At 71.1% G+C, this 13945-nt stretch carries 14 protein-coding genes; 12 read left to right on the top strand and 2 right to left on the bottom strand.

What is annotated here, in order from left to right:
- Window positions 1-11: 11 nt before the first annotated feature.
- Window positions 12-599 (bottom strand): TetR/AcrR family transcriptional regulator, encoded by a 588-nt coding sequence (locus OHT51_RS12815; RefSeq protein WP_328879043.1) that lies wholly within the window; start codon window positions 597-599, stop codon window positions 12-14.
- A gap of 87 nt (window positions 600-686) precedes the next feature.
- Here OHT51_RS12815 and OHT51_RS12810 point away from each other — a divergent pair, with 87 nt between their 5' ends.
- The 6 genes from OHT51_RS12810 to gatB all read left to right on the top strand — a co-directional run bounded on the left by OHT51_RS12810 (window position 687) and on the right by gatB (window position 5261).
- Window positions 687-1058 (top strand): DUF4267 domain-containing protein, encoded by a 372-nt coding sequence (locus OHT51_RS12810; RefSeq protein WP_328879042.1) that lies wholly within the window; start codon window positions 687-689, stop codon window positions 1056-1058.
- A gap of 53 nt (window positions 1059-1111) precedes the next feature.
- Window positions 1112-1606, top strand: a complete 495-nt coding sequence (locus OHT51_RS12805) for a cupin domain-containing protein (protein ID WP_328879041.1) — start codon at window positions 1112-1114, stop codon at window positions 1604-1606.
- A gap of 93 nt (window positions 1607-1699) precedes the next feature.
- Complete coding sequence (gatC, locus tag OHT51_RS12800; protein ID WP_007384860.1) at window positions 1700-1996, top strand: Asp-tRNA(Asn)/Glu-tRNA(Gln) amidotransferase subunit GatC; 297 nt, start codon at window positions 1700-1702, stop codon at window positions 1994-1996.
- A 5-nt stretch (window positions 1997-2001) separates the two neighbouring features.
- Window positions 2002-3495, top strand: a complete 1494-nt coding sequence (gatA, locus tag OHT51_RS12795) for an Asp-tRNA(Asn)/Glu-tRNA(Gln) amidotransferase subunit GatA (protein ID WP_328879040.1) — start codon at window positions 2002-2004, stop codon at window positions 3493-3495.
- Window positions 3492-3731, top strand: coding sequence for a hypothetical protein (locus OHT51_RS12790; protein ID WP_328423132.1), 240 nt, complete (start codon window positions 3492-3494; stop codon window positions 3729-3731). Before gatA ends, OHT51_RS12790 begins: the two co-directional genes overlap by 4 nt.
- A 15-nt stretch (window positions 3732-3746) precedes the next feature.
- Window positions 3747-5261 (top strand): Asp-tRNA(Asn)/Glu-tRNA(Gln) amidotransferase subunit GatB, encoded by a 1515-nt coding sequence (gatB, locus tag OHT51_RS12785; RefSeq protein ID WP_328879039.1) that lies wholly within the window; start codon window positions 3747-3749, stop codon window positions 5259-5261.
- Between the two features lie 57 nt (window positions 5262-5318).
- On the opposite strand, the gene OHT51_RS12780 is transcribed toward gatB, so the two are convergent.
- Window positions 5319-6125, bottom strand: coding sequence for an SAM-dependent methyltransferase (locus tag OHT51_RS12780; RefSeq protein ID WP_328879038.1), 807 nt, complete (start codon window positions 6123-6125; stop codon window positions 5319-5321).
- A gap of 186 nt (window positions 6126-6311) precedes the next feature.
- On the opposite strand from OHT51_RS12780, the gene OHT51_RS12775 reads away from it, so the two are divergent.
- From OHT51_RS12775 to OHT51_RS12750, 6 genes are all read left to right on the top strand, one after another.
- Window positions 6312-6719 carry a hypothetical protein gene (locus tag OHT51_RS12775; RefSeq protein ID WP_328879037.1) on the top strand — a complete coding sequence of 136 codons (408 nt, stop codon included), beginning with the start codon at window positions 6312-6314 and terminating at the stop codon, window positions 6717-6719.
- A 212-nt stretch (window positions 6720-6931) separates the two neighbouring features.
- A complete protein-coding gene (locus OHT51_RS12770) occupies window positions 6932-9160 on the top strand; it encodes an MMPL family transporter (protein WP_328879036.1) in 2229 nt (742 codons plus the stop codon).
- On the top strand, window positions 9138-9713 hold the full coding sequence (locus OHT51_RS12765) for a GNAT family N-acetyltransferase (protein WP_328879035.1): 576 nt from the start codon (window positions 9138-9140) through the stop codon (window positions 9711-9713). The genes OHT51_RS12770 and OHT51_RS12765 overlap by 23 nt, the downstream gene beginning before the upstream one ends.
- 55 nt (window positions 9714-9768) lie before the next feature.
- Window positions 9769-10347, top strand: a complete 579-nt coding sequence (locus tag OHT51_RS12760; RefSeq protein ID WP_328879034.1) for a hypothetical protein — start codon at window positions 9769-9771, stop codon at window positions 10345-10347.
- A gap of 216 nt (window positions 10348-10563) precedes the next feature.
- Complete coding sequence (locus OHT51_RS12755) at window positions 10564-10743, top strand: hypothetical protein (protein ID WP_328879033.1); 180 nt, start codon at window positions 10564-10566, stop codon at window positions 10741-10743.
- 158 nt (window positions 10744-10901) lie between these two features.
- Window positions 10902-13943: a helix-turn-helix transcriptional regulator gene (locus tag OHT51_RS12750; RefSeq protein ID WP_328879032.1), complete on the top strand. Its 3042-nt coding sequence runs from the start codon at window positions 10902-10904 to the stop codon at window positions 13941-13943.
- Window positions 13944-13945 lie beyond the last annotated feature (2 nt).

Here is a 13945-nt window from a genome sequence, read left to right as displayed (position 1 = left end):
GCGCGGCGTTGCTAGCTGTCCGCCCCCGCCGTGAAGTGACCCGTCAGCAGTTCCAGCCGTCGCTCGTGCGCCCCTTCCGGCAGCCGCCCGCTCCGCATCAGCGTGACCAGACCGTGCAGGCTCGCCCAGTACGTCTCCGTGAGCAGGCCCGGGTCGTCTCCCTCGGCGGCGATCGGCTCGACCGCTGCCAGCAGTTCGGCGAAGGCCCGCTGTAGCGCCTCGGGGGCCTCGGGGGTGGCGAACGGCAGGTCCACCCGGTGCGTGAACATCGCGTCGTAGAGCGCCGGCCGGCGACGTGCGAACGCCGTGTACGTCTCGCCCACCGCCACCAGCGCAGCGCGCTTGCCCTGCGCCGCCGTGCGGGCCGTACGCAACTCGTCGGCCATGTCGGCGCACCCCTGCACCGCGACCGCGGCCATGATCGCGTCCTTGCCCTTGAAGTGCCTGTAGAGGACCGGCTGGCTGTACTCGATCTCCGCCGCCAGCCGGCGGGTCGTCACCGCGTCCCAGCCCTCGGCCTCGGCGAGTTCCCGCGCGGCCGTGACGATGAGCCGCTCGCGCTCCGCTCGTTCGCGCTCCTTGCGCGTCTGGATCGACATGCCAGGAATTCTAGCAGCGCTAGCGTGGCTGTCGATGCTCTGCTAGCTTCGCTCTTGTCTCTAGCGTTGCTAGAAAGGAGTGAAGGCATGACCGTGACCGCGTACACCCTGGCCGTCGTGCTCAACCTGTTCTGCGTGTTCCTCGGGTACCGCTTCCTGTTCCAGCCGGCCTCCGCCGCCACGGGCTACGGCGTCCCCGCCCGGCCGGACGGCGACGCCGGCGCCTACCTGTCCGTCAAGGGGCTGCGCGACGGCACCTTCGGAGTGGTGGGCCTGGCGCTGCTGTTCTTCGCCGGCGCCCGTGCCGAGGCCTGGTTCATGCTCGCCGTGGCGCTCGTGCCGCTGTGCGACACACTGATAGTGCTGCGGCACGGCGGTACCAAGGCCGTCGCGTTCGGGATCCACTTCGCCACGGCGGTCGTCGTCCTGATCAGCGCCGCCCTGCTCTTCCTCGTCTGACCTCGTCCGATGACCTCGTCCGAGTACGTCAAGACCGTCACTGGGGGTTCGACATGTCGCTGTTCGTTCCGAAGTTCGACGAGTCCGTGATCGTCCGCGAGGCCGAGGCGGAGGTCGTCGGCCGCGCGCCCACCACCATGCGTCTGCTGGCCGACAGCAGCCGGACGGGCGGTGCGCTGTCCACCCAGCGCGTCACGCTCGAGGGCGGCGCCGACGGCGCCAAGCCGCACTGGCACGACAATTCCGCCGAGATGTTCTTCCTGCTCGAAGGCGCCGCCGAGATCCTCTCCGGCGAGGACGTACTCACCGCCGGCCCCGGCGACCTCGTGGTCGTACCTCCCGGCAAACCGCACGCCTTCGCCGCCGTGCCGGGCGCCGACGCCGACCTCCTGATCGTCATCACACCCGGCGTCGAGCGCTTCGAGTACTTCCGCCATGTCCGGCGCATCGCCCTCGGCGAGGCCACCCCGGAGAGCCTGCTGGAGGTGCAGGAGCTGTACGACAACCACTTCACGAGGAGCGAGGTCTGGGAGGGGCGCCGGCACTGACGGACGAGGCCCTGGGAAACCGTTTCACGGGCACGGCTCCCCGCCCCATAGGATTGGGCCAAACCACACACACTCACCCCAGAGGATCGCTGCATGCCTGGCATCACGCGCGAGGAGGTCGCCCACCTCGCCCGGCTGGCGCGTCTGGAGCTGAAGCCCGAAGAGCTCGAGCACTTCGCGGGACAGCTGGACGACATCATCGGCGCGGTCGCCCGCGTCAGTGAGGTCGCCGACCAAGACGTACCGCCGACCTCGCACCCGCTCCCGCTGACGAACGTCATGCGGGCGGACGAGGTCCGTCCGTCGCTCACCCCCGAGCAGGCGCTCTCCGGCGCCCCGGCCCAGGAGCAGCAGCGTTTCAAGGTGCCGCAGATCCTGGGGGAGGACTAATCGCCATGACGGACATCATCAAGCTCACGGCCGCCGAGACCGCCGCGAAGATCGCCTCCGGCGAACTCACGGCCGTGTCGGTCACCGAGGCCCACCTGGCCCGCATCGAAGCCGTCGACGAGAAGGTGCACGCCTTCCTGCACGTCGACCGCGAGGGTGCCCTGGCACAGGCCCGCGCCGTCGACGACAAGCGCGCCAAGGGCGAGAAGCTCGGCCCGCTGGCCGGCGTCCCGCTCGCGCTGAAGGACATCTTCACCACCGAGGGCATTCCGACGACCGTCGGTTCGAAGATCCTCGAGGGCTGGATCCCGCCGTACGACGCGACGCTCACCAAGCGGCTGAAGGCCGCCGACGTCGTCATCCTCGGCAAGACCAACATGGACGAGTTCGCCATGGGGTCCTCCACCGAGAACAGCGCCTACGGCCCGACCGGCAACCCCTGGGACCTCACCAAGATCCCCGGTGGCTCGGGTGGCGGCTCGTCCGCCGCGCTCGCCTCCTTCCAGGCGCCGCTCGCCATCGGCACCGACACCGGCGGCTCCATCCGCCAGCCGGCCTCCGTCACCGGCACGGTCGGCGTGAAGCCGACGTACGGCGCGGTCTCCCGCTACGGCATGGTCGCCTTCTCCAGCTCCCTCGACCAGGGCGGCCCCTGCGCCCGTACGGTCCTGGACGCTGCCCTGCTGCACGAGGTCATCGCCGGGCACGACCCGATGGACTCCACCTCGATCGACGCGCCGGTCCCGCCGGTCGTCGAGGCCGCACGCAACGGCAGCGTCGAGGGCATGCGCGTCGGCGTCGTCAAGCAGTTCCGCGGCGAGGGCTACCAGGCCGGCGTCATCCAGCGCTTCGACGAGTCCGTCGAGCTCCTCAAGGAGCTGGGCGCGCAGATCGTCGAGCTGGACTGCCCGTCCTTCGACCTGGCGCTCTCGGCGTACTACCTGATCGCGCCCTCCGAGTGTTCCTCCAACCTCGCCCGCTTCGACGGCCTGCGCTACGGCCTGCGGACCGGCGACGACGGCACGAACTCCGCCGAGGCGGTCACGTCGATCACCCGTGAGGCGGGCTTCGGCCCCGAGGTGAAGCGCCGCATCATGCTCGGCACGTACGCCCTGTCGAGCGGGTACTACGACGCCTACTACGGCAGCGCCCAGAAGGTCCGCACGCTCATCACGCGCGACTTCGAGAAGGCCTTCGAGCAGGTCGACGTGATCGTCTCCCCGACGACGCCGACCACCGCCTTCGCGATCGGCGAGCGTGCCGACGACCCGATGGCGATGTACCTCGCCGACCTGTGCACCATCCCGACCAACCTGGCGGGCAACGCGGCCATGTCGCTGCCCTGCGGTCTGGCTCCGGAGGACAACCTCCCGGTCGGCCTGCAGATCATCGCTCCGGCGATGAAGGACGACCGGCTCTACAAGGTCGGCGCTGCTGTCGAGGCCGCCTTCGTGGAAAGGTGGGGGCACCCGCTGATCGAGGAGGCTCCGTCGCTGTGAGTGCACTGACCAAGGCCAAGGGCTTCAAGAAGTCCAAGTCCGGTACGTACCTGTCCATGGCCGCCACCGCGTTCGGCGCGTTCGGCGTCGCAAAGCGGCTCAAGACGGCCCGCGCCGAGAAGGACACTCTGGTCCTGATCGACGCCACCGTGTCCGCCGCCGCCATCGTCACCGGCCTCGCCATCCTCTACCGCGAGCTGAAGCGGCTGGGCGACGACGACGTCCTGCTGGGCTGAGAGGGAAGTTTCACCGTGACCACCACGACCGACCTGGTGTCGTACGAGGACGCTCTGGCGTCGTACGACCCCGTCATGGGCCTTGAGGTCCATGTCGAACTCGGCACCAAGACCAAGATGTTCTGCGGCTGTTCGACCGAACTCGGTCAGGGCGCCAACACGCAGACCTGCCCCACCTGCCTCGGCATGCCCGGCGCGCTCCCGGTCGTCAACGCGATCGGCGTGGAGTCGGCGATCAAGATCGGTCTCGCGCTGAACTGCGAGATCGCCGAGTGGTGCCGCTTCGCCCGGAAGAACTACTTCTATCCGGACATGCCGAAGAACTTCCAGACCTCCCAGTACGACGAGCCGATCGCCTTCAACGGCTACCTCGACGTGCAGCTGGAGGACGGCGAGACGTTCCGCGTGGACATCGAGCGTGCCCACATGGAGGAGGACACCGGCAAGTCGACGCACGTCGGCGGTGCCACGGGCCGTATCCACGGCGCCTCGCACTCGCTCCTCGACTACAACCGCGCCGGCATCCCGCTCATCGAGATCGTCACCAAGCCGATCGAGGGCGCCGGTGAGCGCGCTCCCGAGGTCGCCAAGGCATACGTCCGTGAGCTGCGCGAGCTCATCAAGGCGCTCGGCGTCTCCGAGGCCCGTATGGAGATGGGCCAGATGCGCTGCGACGTGAACCTCTCGCTGCGCCCGAACGGCACCGAGAAGTTCGGCACGCGTTCCGAGACGAAGAACGTCAACTCGCTGCGGTCCGTGGAGCGTGCGGCCCGCTACGAGGTCCAGCGGCACGCCGCCGTGCTGAGCGGTGGCGGGACGATCATCCAGGAGACGCGGCACTTCCACGAGGACACCGGGTCGACGACCTCGGGCCGCGTGAAGGAAGAGGCCGAGGACTACCGGTACTTCCCCGAGCCGGACCTGGTGCCGGTGGCCCCCTCGCGCGAGTGGGTCGAGGAGATCCGGGCGGGCCTCCCGGAGCTGCCGCTGGTGCGCCGCACCCGACTCCTCGCGGAGTGGGGCATCTCGGCCGTCGAGATGCAGGCGATCCTCAACGCGGGCGCGCTGGACCCGATCGTCGCGACGATCGACGCCGGTGCCGACGCGGCCTCCGCCCGCAAGTGGTGGATGGGCGAACTCGCCCGCAGCGCCAACGAGTCGGGCAAGTCGCTCGACGAGCTGGCCATCACGCCGGCGCAGGTGGCCCGCGTGACCGAGCTGGTCTCGAAGGGCGACCTGAACGACAAGCTGGCCCGCCAGGTCATCGAGGGCGTTCTCGCGGGCGAGGGCACCCCGGACGAGGTCGTCGACAAGCGCGGTCTGAAGGTCGTCTCCGACGAGGGTGCGCTCACCACGGCCGTCGAGGAGGCCATCGCCGGCAACCCGGCCATCGCGGACAAGATCCGCGGCGGCAAGGTGGCCGCGGCCGGCGCCCTGGTCGGCGCGGTCATGAAAGCCACCCGCGGCCAGGCCGACGCGGCACGCGTCAAGGAGCTGATCCTGCAGCAGCTGGGCGTCAGCGAGGGCTGAGCCGAAGCGCGTACGGCCCCGGAGGCAAGTCCTCCGGGGCCGTCGCCTTGCCCGGCGCTACGGCTTACGGCGTCCCACGAGCCGTACGAAGCCCAGCGCGCGGCCCTCGTCATGGCGCAGCATCTCGCCGACCTGGCGTGCCATCGTGCGATGCCACTCCTCCGGGCTCTCCGCGGCGATCACCTCGCACCACAGCAGCCAGTCCCGCCAACCGTCGTCCAGCCAGTCGGCGGCCTCGACCTCGACGGCGCCGCTGCGGGTCCACTGTCGTCGCCACCAGTCGGCGGAGTGAAAGCACCAGTAGCCCGGCTCCCACCACGGCTCGAGATGCTCCGGCGGCTCGAGCCCCTGAGGTTCCTCCCGCAGCGCGGGCACGACGACGCCGATCCGCCCGCCGGGCCGCAACAGCCGCGTCAGGGTGGGCAGATAGAGGTCGTCGGTGCCGAAGTACTGGTACGCGTCGACGCTCACGATCGCGTCGAAGCTGCCCTCGGCGAACGGCAGGTCGTGCGCCTCGGCGTGCACGGGCTGCACACGGTCGGCGAAACCGGCCTCGGCAATGCGCCCCGCGTTGTCGTCGGGCTTGATCCACAAGTCGGCCGCGGTGACCTGGGCGTCGTACTCCCTGGCCAGGAAGACGGAGGTCATGGCTCGCCCGCAGCCCAGATCGAGGACGCGCGCGCCAGGGCGCAGGGCCTCCAGGCCGAGGGCCGGGGCCAGCCACTCCAGCAGCCAGAGTGCGTTCGGGCCCATCTGGTTCTCCACGACCCAGCGGGGGTCGTAGCTGTTGCTGCGCGGGTAGCGGGGGTGGGTCAGCCACTTGGTGAGGTCCTCATTCGAGGTCCTCGGGGTGAGGTCCGGCATCGGTGAACGGGCTCCTTGAGTCCGGGAAGGCGGAGAGGGATACGGAGGAGCTCGGCCGGACGCTCAAACAATGCACCTGCTCAGGTCGGCGGCGGTGTGCCGCAGCATGGCTGACCTCCGGAAACTAACAGTGCGGGTACGGCCCGGCATCCGGTTTTCCAGCGCGACCAGCTACGCTCGCCCGCCATGAGTGGACGCGGTGATTCCGAGATATCCGAGACGGGGGAGGACCGGACCGAGACGCCCGAGGAACTGGACGACGGCAGGGACTTGGAGGATGTCGAAGACCTGGAGGACGTCGAAGGCTTGGAGGACGTCGAAGACTCGGAGGACCTTGCGGATCCGGCGCAGGTGGCGCGGCGGGCCCGCTGGACGGCGGCCGGGACCGGGGCGTTGCTCGCCCTCGCCGGACTGGCCGCCTCGATGCTGCGCGCCACCGGTTCCGCACCGGCCCTCGTCCCGGCCGCCTACGCCTTCGGCGCCGCCGTCTGCGCGCTCGGCGCGTACCTCGGCTCGCGGGGTCGCACCCGGCGGGCGCTGTGGCTGCTCATCGCCGGGGTGATGGTGATGGCGCTGGGGGATCAGTTCGACTGATGTGAAAGCCGTCACTCCTGAGCGACAGAGTGAGCGTTACTGTCCTGTGATCTGCCTCCCACTCGTGTGAATAAGCGCACGAACGGGGCAAACGATCATTTCCGCCTGCGAGAGTTTGCTTCACATCGCTCACGCGTTCTTTGCGGGCTGTTCACCTCACATGAACGACTGTTCCCGGTCAAAGATCCATAAATAGTCCTGGGAGCACGTTCGTGGCAGCCCTCGCACGCTGGTGTGCCCAGCGCCGCCTCGTCGCCGTACTGCTCTGGCTGCTTGCCTTCGGAGGGGTGGCCGCGGCCGCCGCCGTGACCGGCTCCGCGTACTCGAACGACTACCAGGTCCCCGGCACCGAATCGGGCCGCGCCACCCAGCTGTTGGAAGAGGGCTTCCCCGGCCTCGGCGGCGACAGCGGCACCGTCGTCTGGCACACCACCTCCGGCACCGTGCGCGCCGTCGACGTCGAGCAGACCATGACGCGCACCCTGGACGAGATCGCGGACCTGCCCGGAGTCGCGGCCGTGAGCAGCCCGTACGACAAGCAGGGCGCCGCGCAGATCAGCGAGGACGGGCACACGGCGTACGCCACCGTCACCTTCGACGCCGGAGCCGAGAGCCTCGACGAGGGCGACGCGCAGGCGGTCGTGAGCGCGGCCAAGGACGCCGAGACCGACGGGCTCCAGGTGGAGCTGGGCGGCAGCGCCGCCGGGCTCACCGAGTCGCCGGGCGGGCACATCGCCGAGGTCGTCGGGGTGGCCGTGGCGGCCGTCGTGCTCTTCCTCGCCTTCGGATCGCTCGCCGCCTCGCTGCTGCCCATCGCCACCGCGCTGGTCAGCGTGGGCACCGCGTACGCCGGGATCGCACTGCTCGGGCACGTCATGACCGTCGCCGACTTCGCGCCCATGCTCGGCATGCTCATCGGGCTCGGCGTCGGCATCGACTACGCGCTGTTCATCGTCACCCGGCACCGGCGCGGGCTGAAACGCGGGCTGCCCGTCACCGAGTCGATCACGAACGCCGTCGCGACCACCGGACGGGCCGTCGTGTTCGCGGGTGCCACGGTGTGCATCGCCCTGCTCGGCATGCTGATCCTCCAGCTGAGCTTCCTCAACGGCGTCGCGATAGCCGCCTCGCTGACCGTGGTCCTGACGGTCGCCGCGTCCGTGACCCTGCTGCCCGCCCTGCTGTCCTTCATCGGCATGCGCGCCCTGAGCCGTCGCGAGCGGCGCCGGCTGACGGAGCACGGACCCCAGCCCGAGCTGCCGACCGGGTTCGCCGCCCGCTGGTCCGCGTTCGTGGAGCGCCACCCCAAGGCGCTCGGCGCGATCGCCCTGGCCGTCATCACGGTCCTCGCGCTGCCCACCCTCGGCCTGCGCCTGGGCACCTCCGACCAGGGCAACAACCCCGAGTCCGCCACCACCCGCCAGGCCTACGACCTCCTCGCCGACGGCTTCGGACCCGGCGTGAACGGCCCGCTCACCCTCGTCACCCGGGTCGACGGCGGCGACGACAAGCTCGCCCTCGACAACCTCGACGCCACCCTGCGCTCCACCGAGGGCGTCGCGGCGGTGACCCCGGTGACGTACAACAGCGGCGGAAACACCGCCTACCTCACCGTCGTACCGGAGTCCTCGCCGCAGTCGCGGCAGACCAGCGACCTCGTCGACCGGCTGCGCTCCGAGGTTCTGCCGCGCGCCGAGACCGGCACCTCGCTCGATGTGCAGGTCGGCGGCATGACGGCCGGCTACGACGACTTCGCCGATGTGATCGTCGGCAAGCTGCCGCTGTTCGTCGGCGTCGTCATCGGCCTGGGCTGTCTGCTGCTCCTGCTCGCCTTCCGGTCGGTCGGCATCCCGCTGAAGGCCGCCGCGATGAACGTCGCCGCGGTCGCCGCCGCCTTCGGCGTCGTCGTCGCGATCTTCCAGTGGGGCTGGGGGAGTGAGCTGCTGGGGCTGGGCCGCGCCGGGCCGATCGAGCCCTTCCTCCCCGTGATCATGGTGTCGGTGCTCTTCGGCCTCTCCATGGACTACCAGGTCTTCCTGGTCAGCCGGATGTACGAGGAATGGCTGGAGACCGGCGACAACCGGCGGGCCGTGCGCATCGGCCTCGCCGAGACCGGCCGGGTGATCAACTCCGCCGCGGTCATCATGATCTCGGTCTTCCTCGCCTTCGTCCTCAGCGGCGACCGCGTGATCGCCATGTTCGGCATCGCCCTCGCCGCCGCCGTCGCCCTGGACGCCTTCGTCCTGCGCACCCTCCTCGTCCCCGCCCTGATGCACATGCTCGGCGGCGCCAACTGGTGGCTGCCCCGTTGGCTCGACAAGCGCATGCCCCGCATCAGCATCGAGCCGCCCGAGTCCCGCGCCGCCCATGAGAGGCTCACCGACGTCGTGGCGGAACTGGAGAAGGAGCAGCGGGGCGATGTACGCGATATCGCTGGGTGACGACGGAGCCGAGTTGCGGCCACTGGAGCCGTGGCACGCCGAGGAGTTCCTGGCCCATCTGGAGCGCGGGCGGGAGTTCATCAACGAGTACGTCCCCTTCGGCTCGAAGGCCACGGACGTGGACGCCGCTCGGGCGGTGCTCCAGCGGTACGCCGACATGCGCGCCGCCGACACCGGGTCCCTGCACGGCCTGTGGCTGGAGGGCAAGCTGGTCGGCGGGGTGCTCTTCCTCAACTTCGACGCCGAGAACGCCAACTGCGAGGTCGGCTGCTGGCTGGAGCCGGCCGGCACCGGGCGGGGGCTCGTCACGCGCGCGATGCGCATCCTCATCGACTTCGCCGTCGAGCAGCGCGGCATCCACCGCGTCGAATGGATCGCCTCCGCCGGGAACACACCCAGCCTCAACGTGGCGCGCCGCCTCGGCATGACCCGCGAAGGCGTGCGCAGGGAGAGCTACCCCTATCGTGGGGTGCGGCACGACCTCGAGGTGTGGTCGATTCTGGCCCCCGAGTGGCGTGAGGCACGCACGTGTGCCGTCCACAATGATCAGTGAGAGGCCTCAACGATCATTAAGAGACCTCTCATACAGCGTCCGTACGGTGCGAGGCATGGGAACGAAGACAGTGGACGAGACCGGCGCCGACCGAGGCACTGAGGCGAAGACCGACGAGGAGAAGGTGGACGTCGTCAAGGCGGGCGACGCCACTGACGCCACCGGCTCCGACGAGGTCGAGGAGAACGATGACATCGAGGCCGAGGACGAGGTGACCGCTCAGGCCACGGAAGCGAGCCCCTCCGCTGTCGGCCAGGGCGCGGCCGCGGTCGTCTCCGCGGCGCTCGGCCTCGTCTCCCTGACCGGAGGCTGGATCGGCACGGTCGCCGCCGCGCGCGAGACCCTCATCGGCCAGCTGCAGACCGCGTCCAACGCGGGCGTCGCCACCCAGATCAAGGAGGTCTACGGCGACGCCTGGCAGACCTCCGCCCTGTGGGCCGGCGTGTTCGCGCTGGCCGCGCTGATCGTCGGCGTCGTCGTGCTCGCCCGTCCCGCGTTCGGGGCGCCCGGCAAGCCGCAGGTCCCGTGGATCAAGTCGGTCGCCTGGGGCGGTGTCGCGCTCGGCGTCATCGGCCTGCTGCTGGCGGTGCTCAAGTACACCGACGCCCTGCTCGGCCTGCCCTCGGCGGGCTGAGCCACCTGAATCACCGCAGGCCCCGAGGGGCCTCAGGACCGCCGTAAGGACCTTAGACGGCGCCCTGAGGCCCCTCGCGCGCGTCTAAGGCCCCCTCGGCCACCGAAGATGCGGAACTCTCCCGATGTGGCGGACCCGCCTGGGAGACGAAGGTTGACCCATCGCACAAAGCGAAGTCGGAAAACGCGTCTCACCAGGGAAAACGAGGGTCCTGCCATGCTTGAGTACGAACTCCACCACATCCGCTCCGCCGAACTGATCCGCGAGGCCGAGCACGAGCGCATGGTCCGCGAGGCCATCCGCGTCCGCCGCGCCGCGAGGCGCTCCACCAAGGGCGCGGCGGCGGAATCGCATACGTCCCGTCTCCGGAGGCTCCGGCATCCGCGTGCGGCGTGAAGTCCGGCGTTACGGACGCCGACGGTCGCCTCCCGGCGCGGGTCGCGGCCGTCTCAGCCCGTCCGGTGCTTGAGGACGAGGCCCGTTCAGGGCCGAAGCGGGAGTCCGGGGGCGACAGCCCCCGGAAAACCGATGCCGGACCCGCAGTGGCGCGTGCGATGCTCGAGCCCGTGGAGAGTCGGTCCGTCAGTCCCGTGTTCGTCGGTCGCGCAGCCGAGTTGGAGATACTGAACGACGCGCTGGCCCGAGCCGCCGCGGGCGAGCCGCAGGCGTTGGTGATCGGCGGCGAGGCCGGGGTCGGCAAGACCCGCCTCGTCGAGGAGTTCGCCACCGCCGCCGGCCGGGGAGCCGTCGTCGCGCTCGGCGGCTGCGTCGAGATCGGCGCCGACGGGCTGCCGTTCGCCCCGTTCTCCACCGCGCTGCGCGCCCTGCGGCGCGAACTGCCCGGCGAGCTGGCCGCCGCGGCCGCCGGCCAGGAGGAGGAACTGGCCCGGCTGCTGCCCGAGTTGGGCGAGACGGTCCCGACCCGCGCTGCGGACCGTTCCGACGAAGAGGGCATGGCCCGTCTCTTCGAGCTCACGGCCCGGCTCCTGGAGCGCGTCGCCGCGGGCCGCACGGTCGTCGTCGCCCTGGAGGACCTGCACTGGGCCGACGCGTCCACCCGCCACCTCCTCGCCTACCTCTTCCGCACCCTGCGCACCGGCCGCCTCGTCGTCCTCGCCACCTACCGCTCCGACGACATCCACCGCCGTCACCCGCTGCGCCCGCTCCTCGCCGAACTCGACCGGCTGCGCACGGTCCGCCGCATCGAACTCGGCCGCTTCAGCCGCGCCGAGGTCGGCCGCCAGATCGCCGGCATCCTCGCCACCGAACCCGACCCGGTCCAGGTCGACGAGATCTTCGAACGCTCCGACGGCAACGCCTTCTTCGTCGAGGAACTCGCCGTCGCCACCCACGAGGGCAGCTGCACCGGCCTCACCGACTCCCTGCGCGACCTGCTCCTCGTCCGGGTCGAGAGCCTGCCGGACAGCGCCCAGCGGGTCGCCCGGACCGTCGCCGAGGGCGGCTCCACCGTCGAGTACCGGCTGCTCGCCGCCGTCGCCCAACTCGCCGAGGACGACCTCATCGAGGCGCTGCGGGCCGCCGTGGGCGCCAACATCCTCATCGCCGCGCCCGGCGACGACGGCTACCGCTTCCGGCACTCCCTGGTCCGTGAGGCCGTCGGCGACGACCTGCTGCCCGGCGAGCGCTCCCGCCTCAACCGCCGCTACGCCGAAGCCCTGGAGAGCGACCCGACGCTCGTCCCCGCCGGCGAGCGCGTGATGCGGCTGGCCAGCTACTGGTACCACGCCCACGACCCGGCCAAGGCCCTGCCCGCCGTCCTGGACGCCTCCGTCACCGCCCGCCGCCGGCATGCCCACTCCGAGCAACTGCGGCTGCTGGAACGCGCCATGGAGCTGTGGGACACCGCCCCCGAGGACATCCGGGCCACCCTGCGCCCCGTCGACTACGCCGAGGCCTACCCTCCCTGCGGCTGCGACCCCGACACCACACCCCTGCGCTACCTCGACCTGATGGCCGAGGCCGCCGTCGCCGGACGGCTCTGCGGGGAACGCGAACGCGCCCTGAAGATCACCAAGCGCGCCCTGCATCTGCTCGAGGACGAGGGCGATCCGATGCGCGCCGCCTGGTTCTGGGTCCAGCGCTCCCGCCTGACGCAGGCCCTGGCCCGCGGCGACGGCTGGAAGGAGCTGGGCACCGCCCAGGAGCTGGTGCGCGGCCTGCCGCCGTCCGAGGTGCACGCCGAGGTGCTGGCCACCGCGGCCAACTGGTCGATGCTGCGTGCCCCCGGCCCCGACGCCATGTCGGCCGCCGAGCGGGCCGTGGAGTACGCCCGCATGGTGGGCGCCGAGGACATCGAACTCAACGCGCGCCTCACCCTCGGCGGCCTCATGGTCGACGCCGGCCACATCGACGCCGGACTGGCCCAGATGTACGAGGTCAAGGAAGAGGTACTGACCCGTGGCATCACCACGGTGGTGGGCCGGAGCCATGTGAACCTGCCTTCCGCGCTCGAAGGCATCGGCCGCTCGCAGGACGCCGTCGGCATCCTGCGCGAGGGACTGCGCCTCACTCAGGAGTGGGGACTGCGCGACTCCGAGGCGTGGATCTGGACGAACCTCGCCGAGTCGCTAGTCTCCCTGGGCCGCTGGGACGAGGCCGCCGACGCCGCGGTGAACGCCCAGCGCACGGGGCAGTCCGCCAAGCCGCGCGGCGGGGCCTCCAACAGCCTCGCCCATCTCGCACTCGCCCGCGGAGAGGTCACCGAGGCCGCCCGCCATCTCGCCGCCGCCCGCGCCTCCTACGGCACCCACGACCCCATGCCGCAGAACAACCTGCCGATGTCCTGCCTGGCCCTCGGCACAGCCGCCGCCGAGGGCCGTCTCCTCGACGCCCGTGCGGAGGCCGACCGGGTCCTGGACGCCGGCTTCCCGCCCGGCACCCACCGCTACGCCTGGCCGCTGCTGCTCGCCGCCGCCGTGGCCGAGTCCGACGCCCGCGCCCAGTCGCTGCCCACCGCCGAGGAGGGCCGCGCTGCCTTCCTGCAACGGCTCTTCGAGGCAGTCCGCACGCTCACCACGGGCGCGCCCCTGTGGCTGGCCTACGAGAAGTGGACCCGGGCCGAACTCGACCGGGCCGACGGCCGGACCGCCACCGCCACCTGGTCGGACGTGGTCACCGCCTTCGAGGCCCTGGAGCGGCCCTACGACCTCGCCCGGGTCCGCCACCGCCTGGCCGAGGCCCTGCTCGCCGTCGGCGGCGACGACGAGCGCGCCCGCGCGACGGAACTGCTCCGGCTGACCCGGGCCGCCGCCACCCACCTGGACGCCCGTCCGCTCGTCGACGCCACGACGCACCTCGCCGAGCGAGCCCGCCTCGCCCTCACGACGGCCCCGCCCCCGGCCGACCCGGCCGACTCCCTCGGCCTCACCACCCGCGAACGAGACGTCTTGCGCCTGGTCTCCGTCGGCCGCACCAACCGCCAGATCGCCGAGGAACTCTTCATCTCCCCGAAGACGGCCAGCGTCCACGTGTCGAACATTTTGGGCAAGCTCGGCGTCTCCGGAAGGGGCGAGGCGGCGGCCGTGGCGCATCGGACGGGGATGTTCGCGGCCGAAACGCTCACGTCCGGGACCTGAGC

The organism is Streptomyces sp. NBC_00299 (genome assembly GCF_036173045.1).
GTDB lineage: Bacteria > Actinomycetota > Actinomycetes > Streptomycetales > Streptomycetaceae > Streptomyces > Streptomyces machairae.
This window is presented reverse-complemented; position numbering and strand designations above follow the sequence as displayed.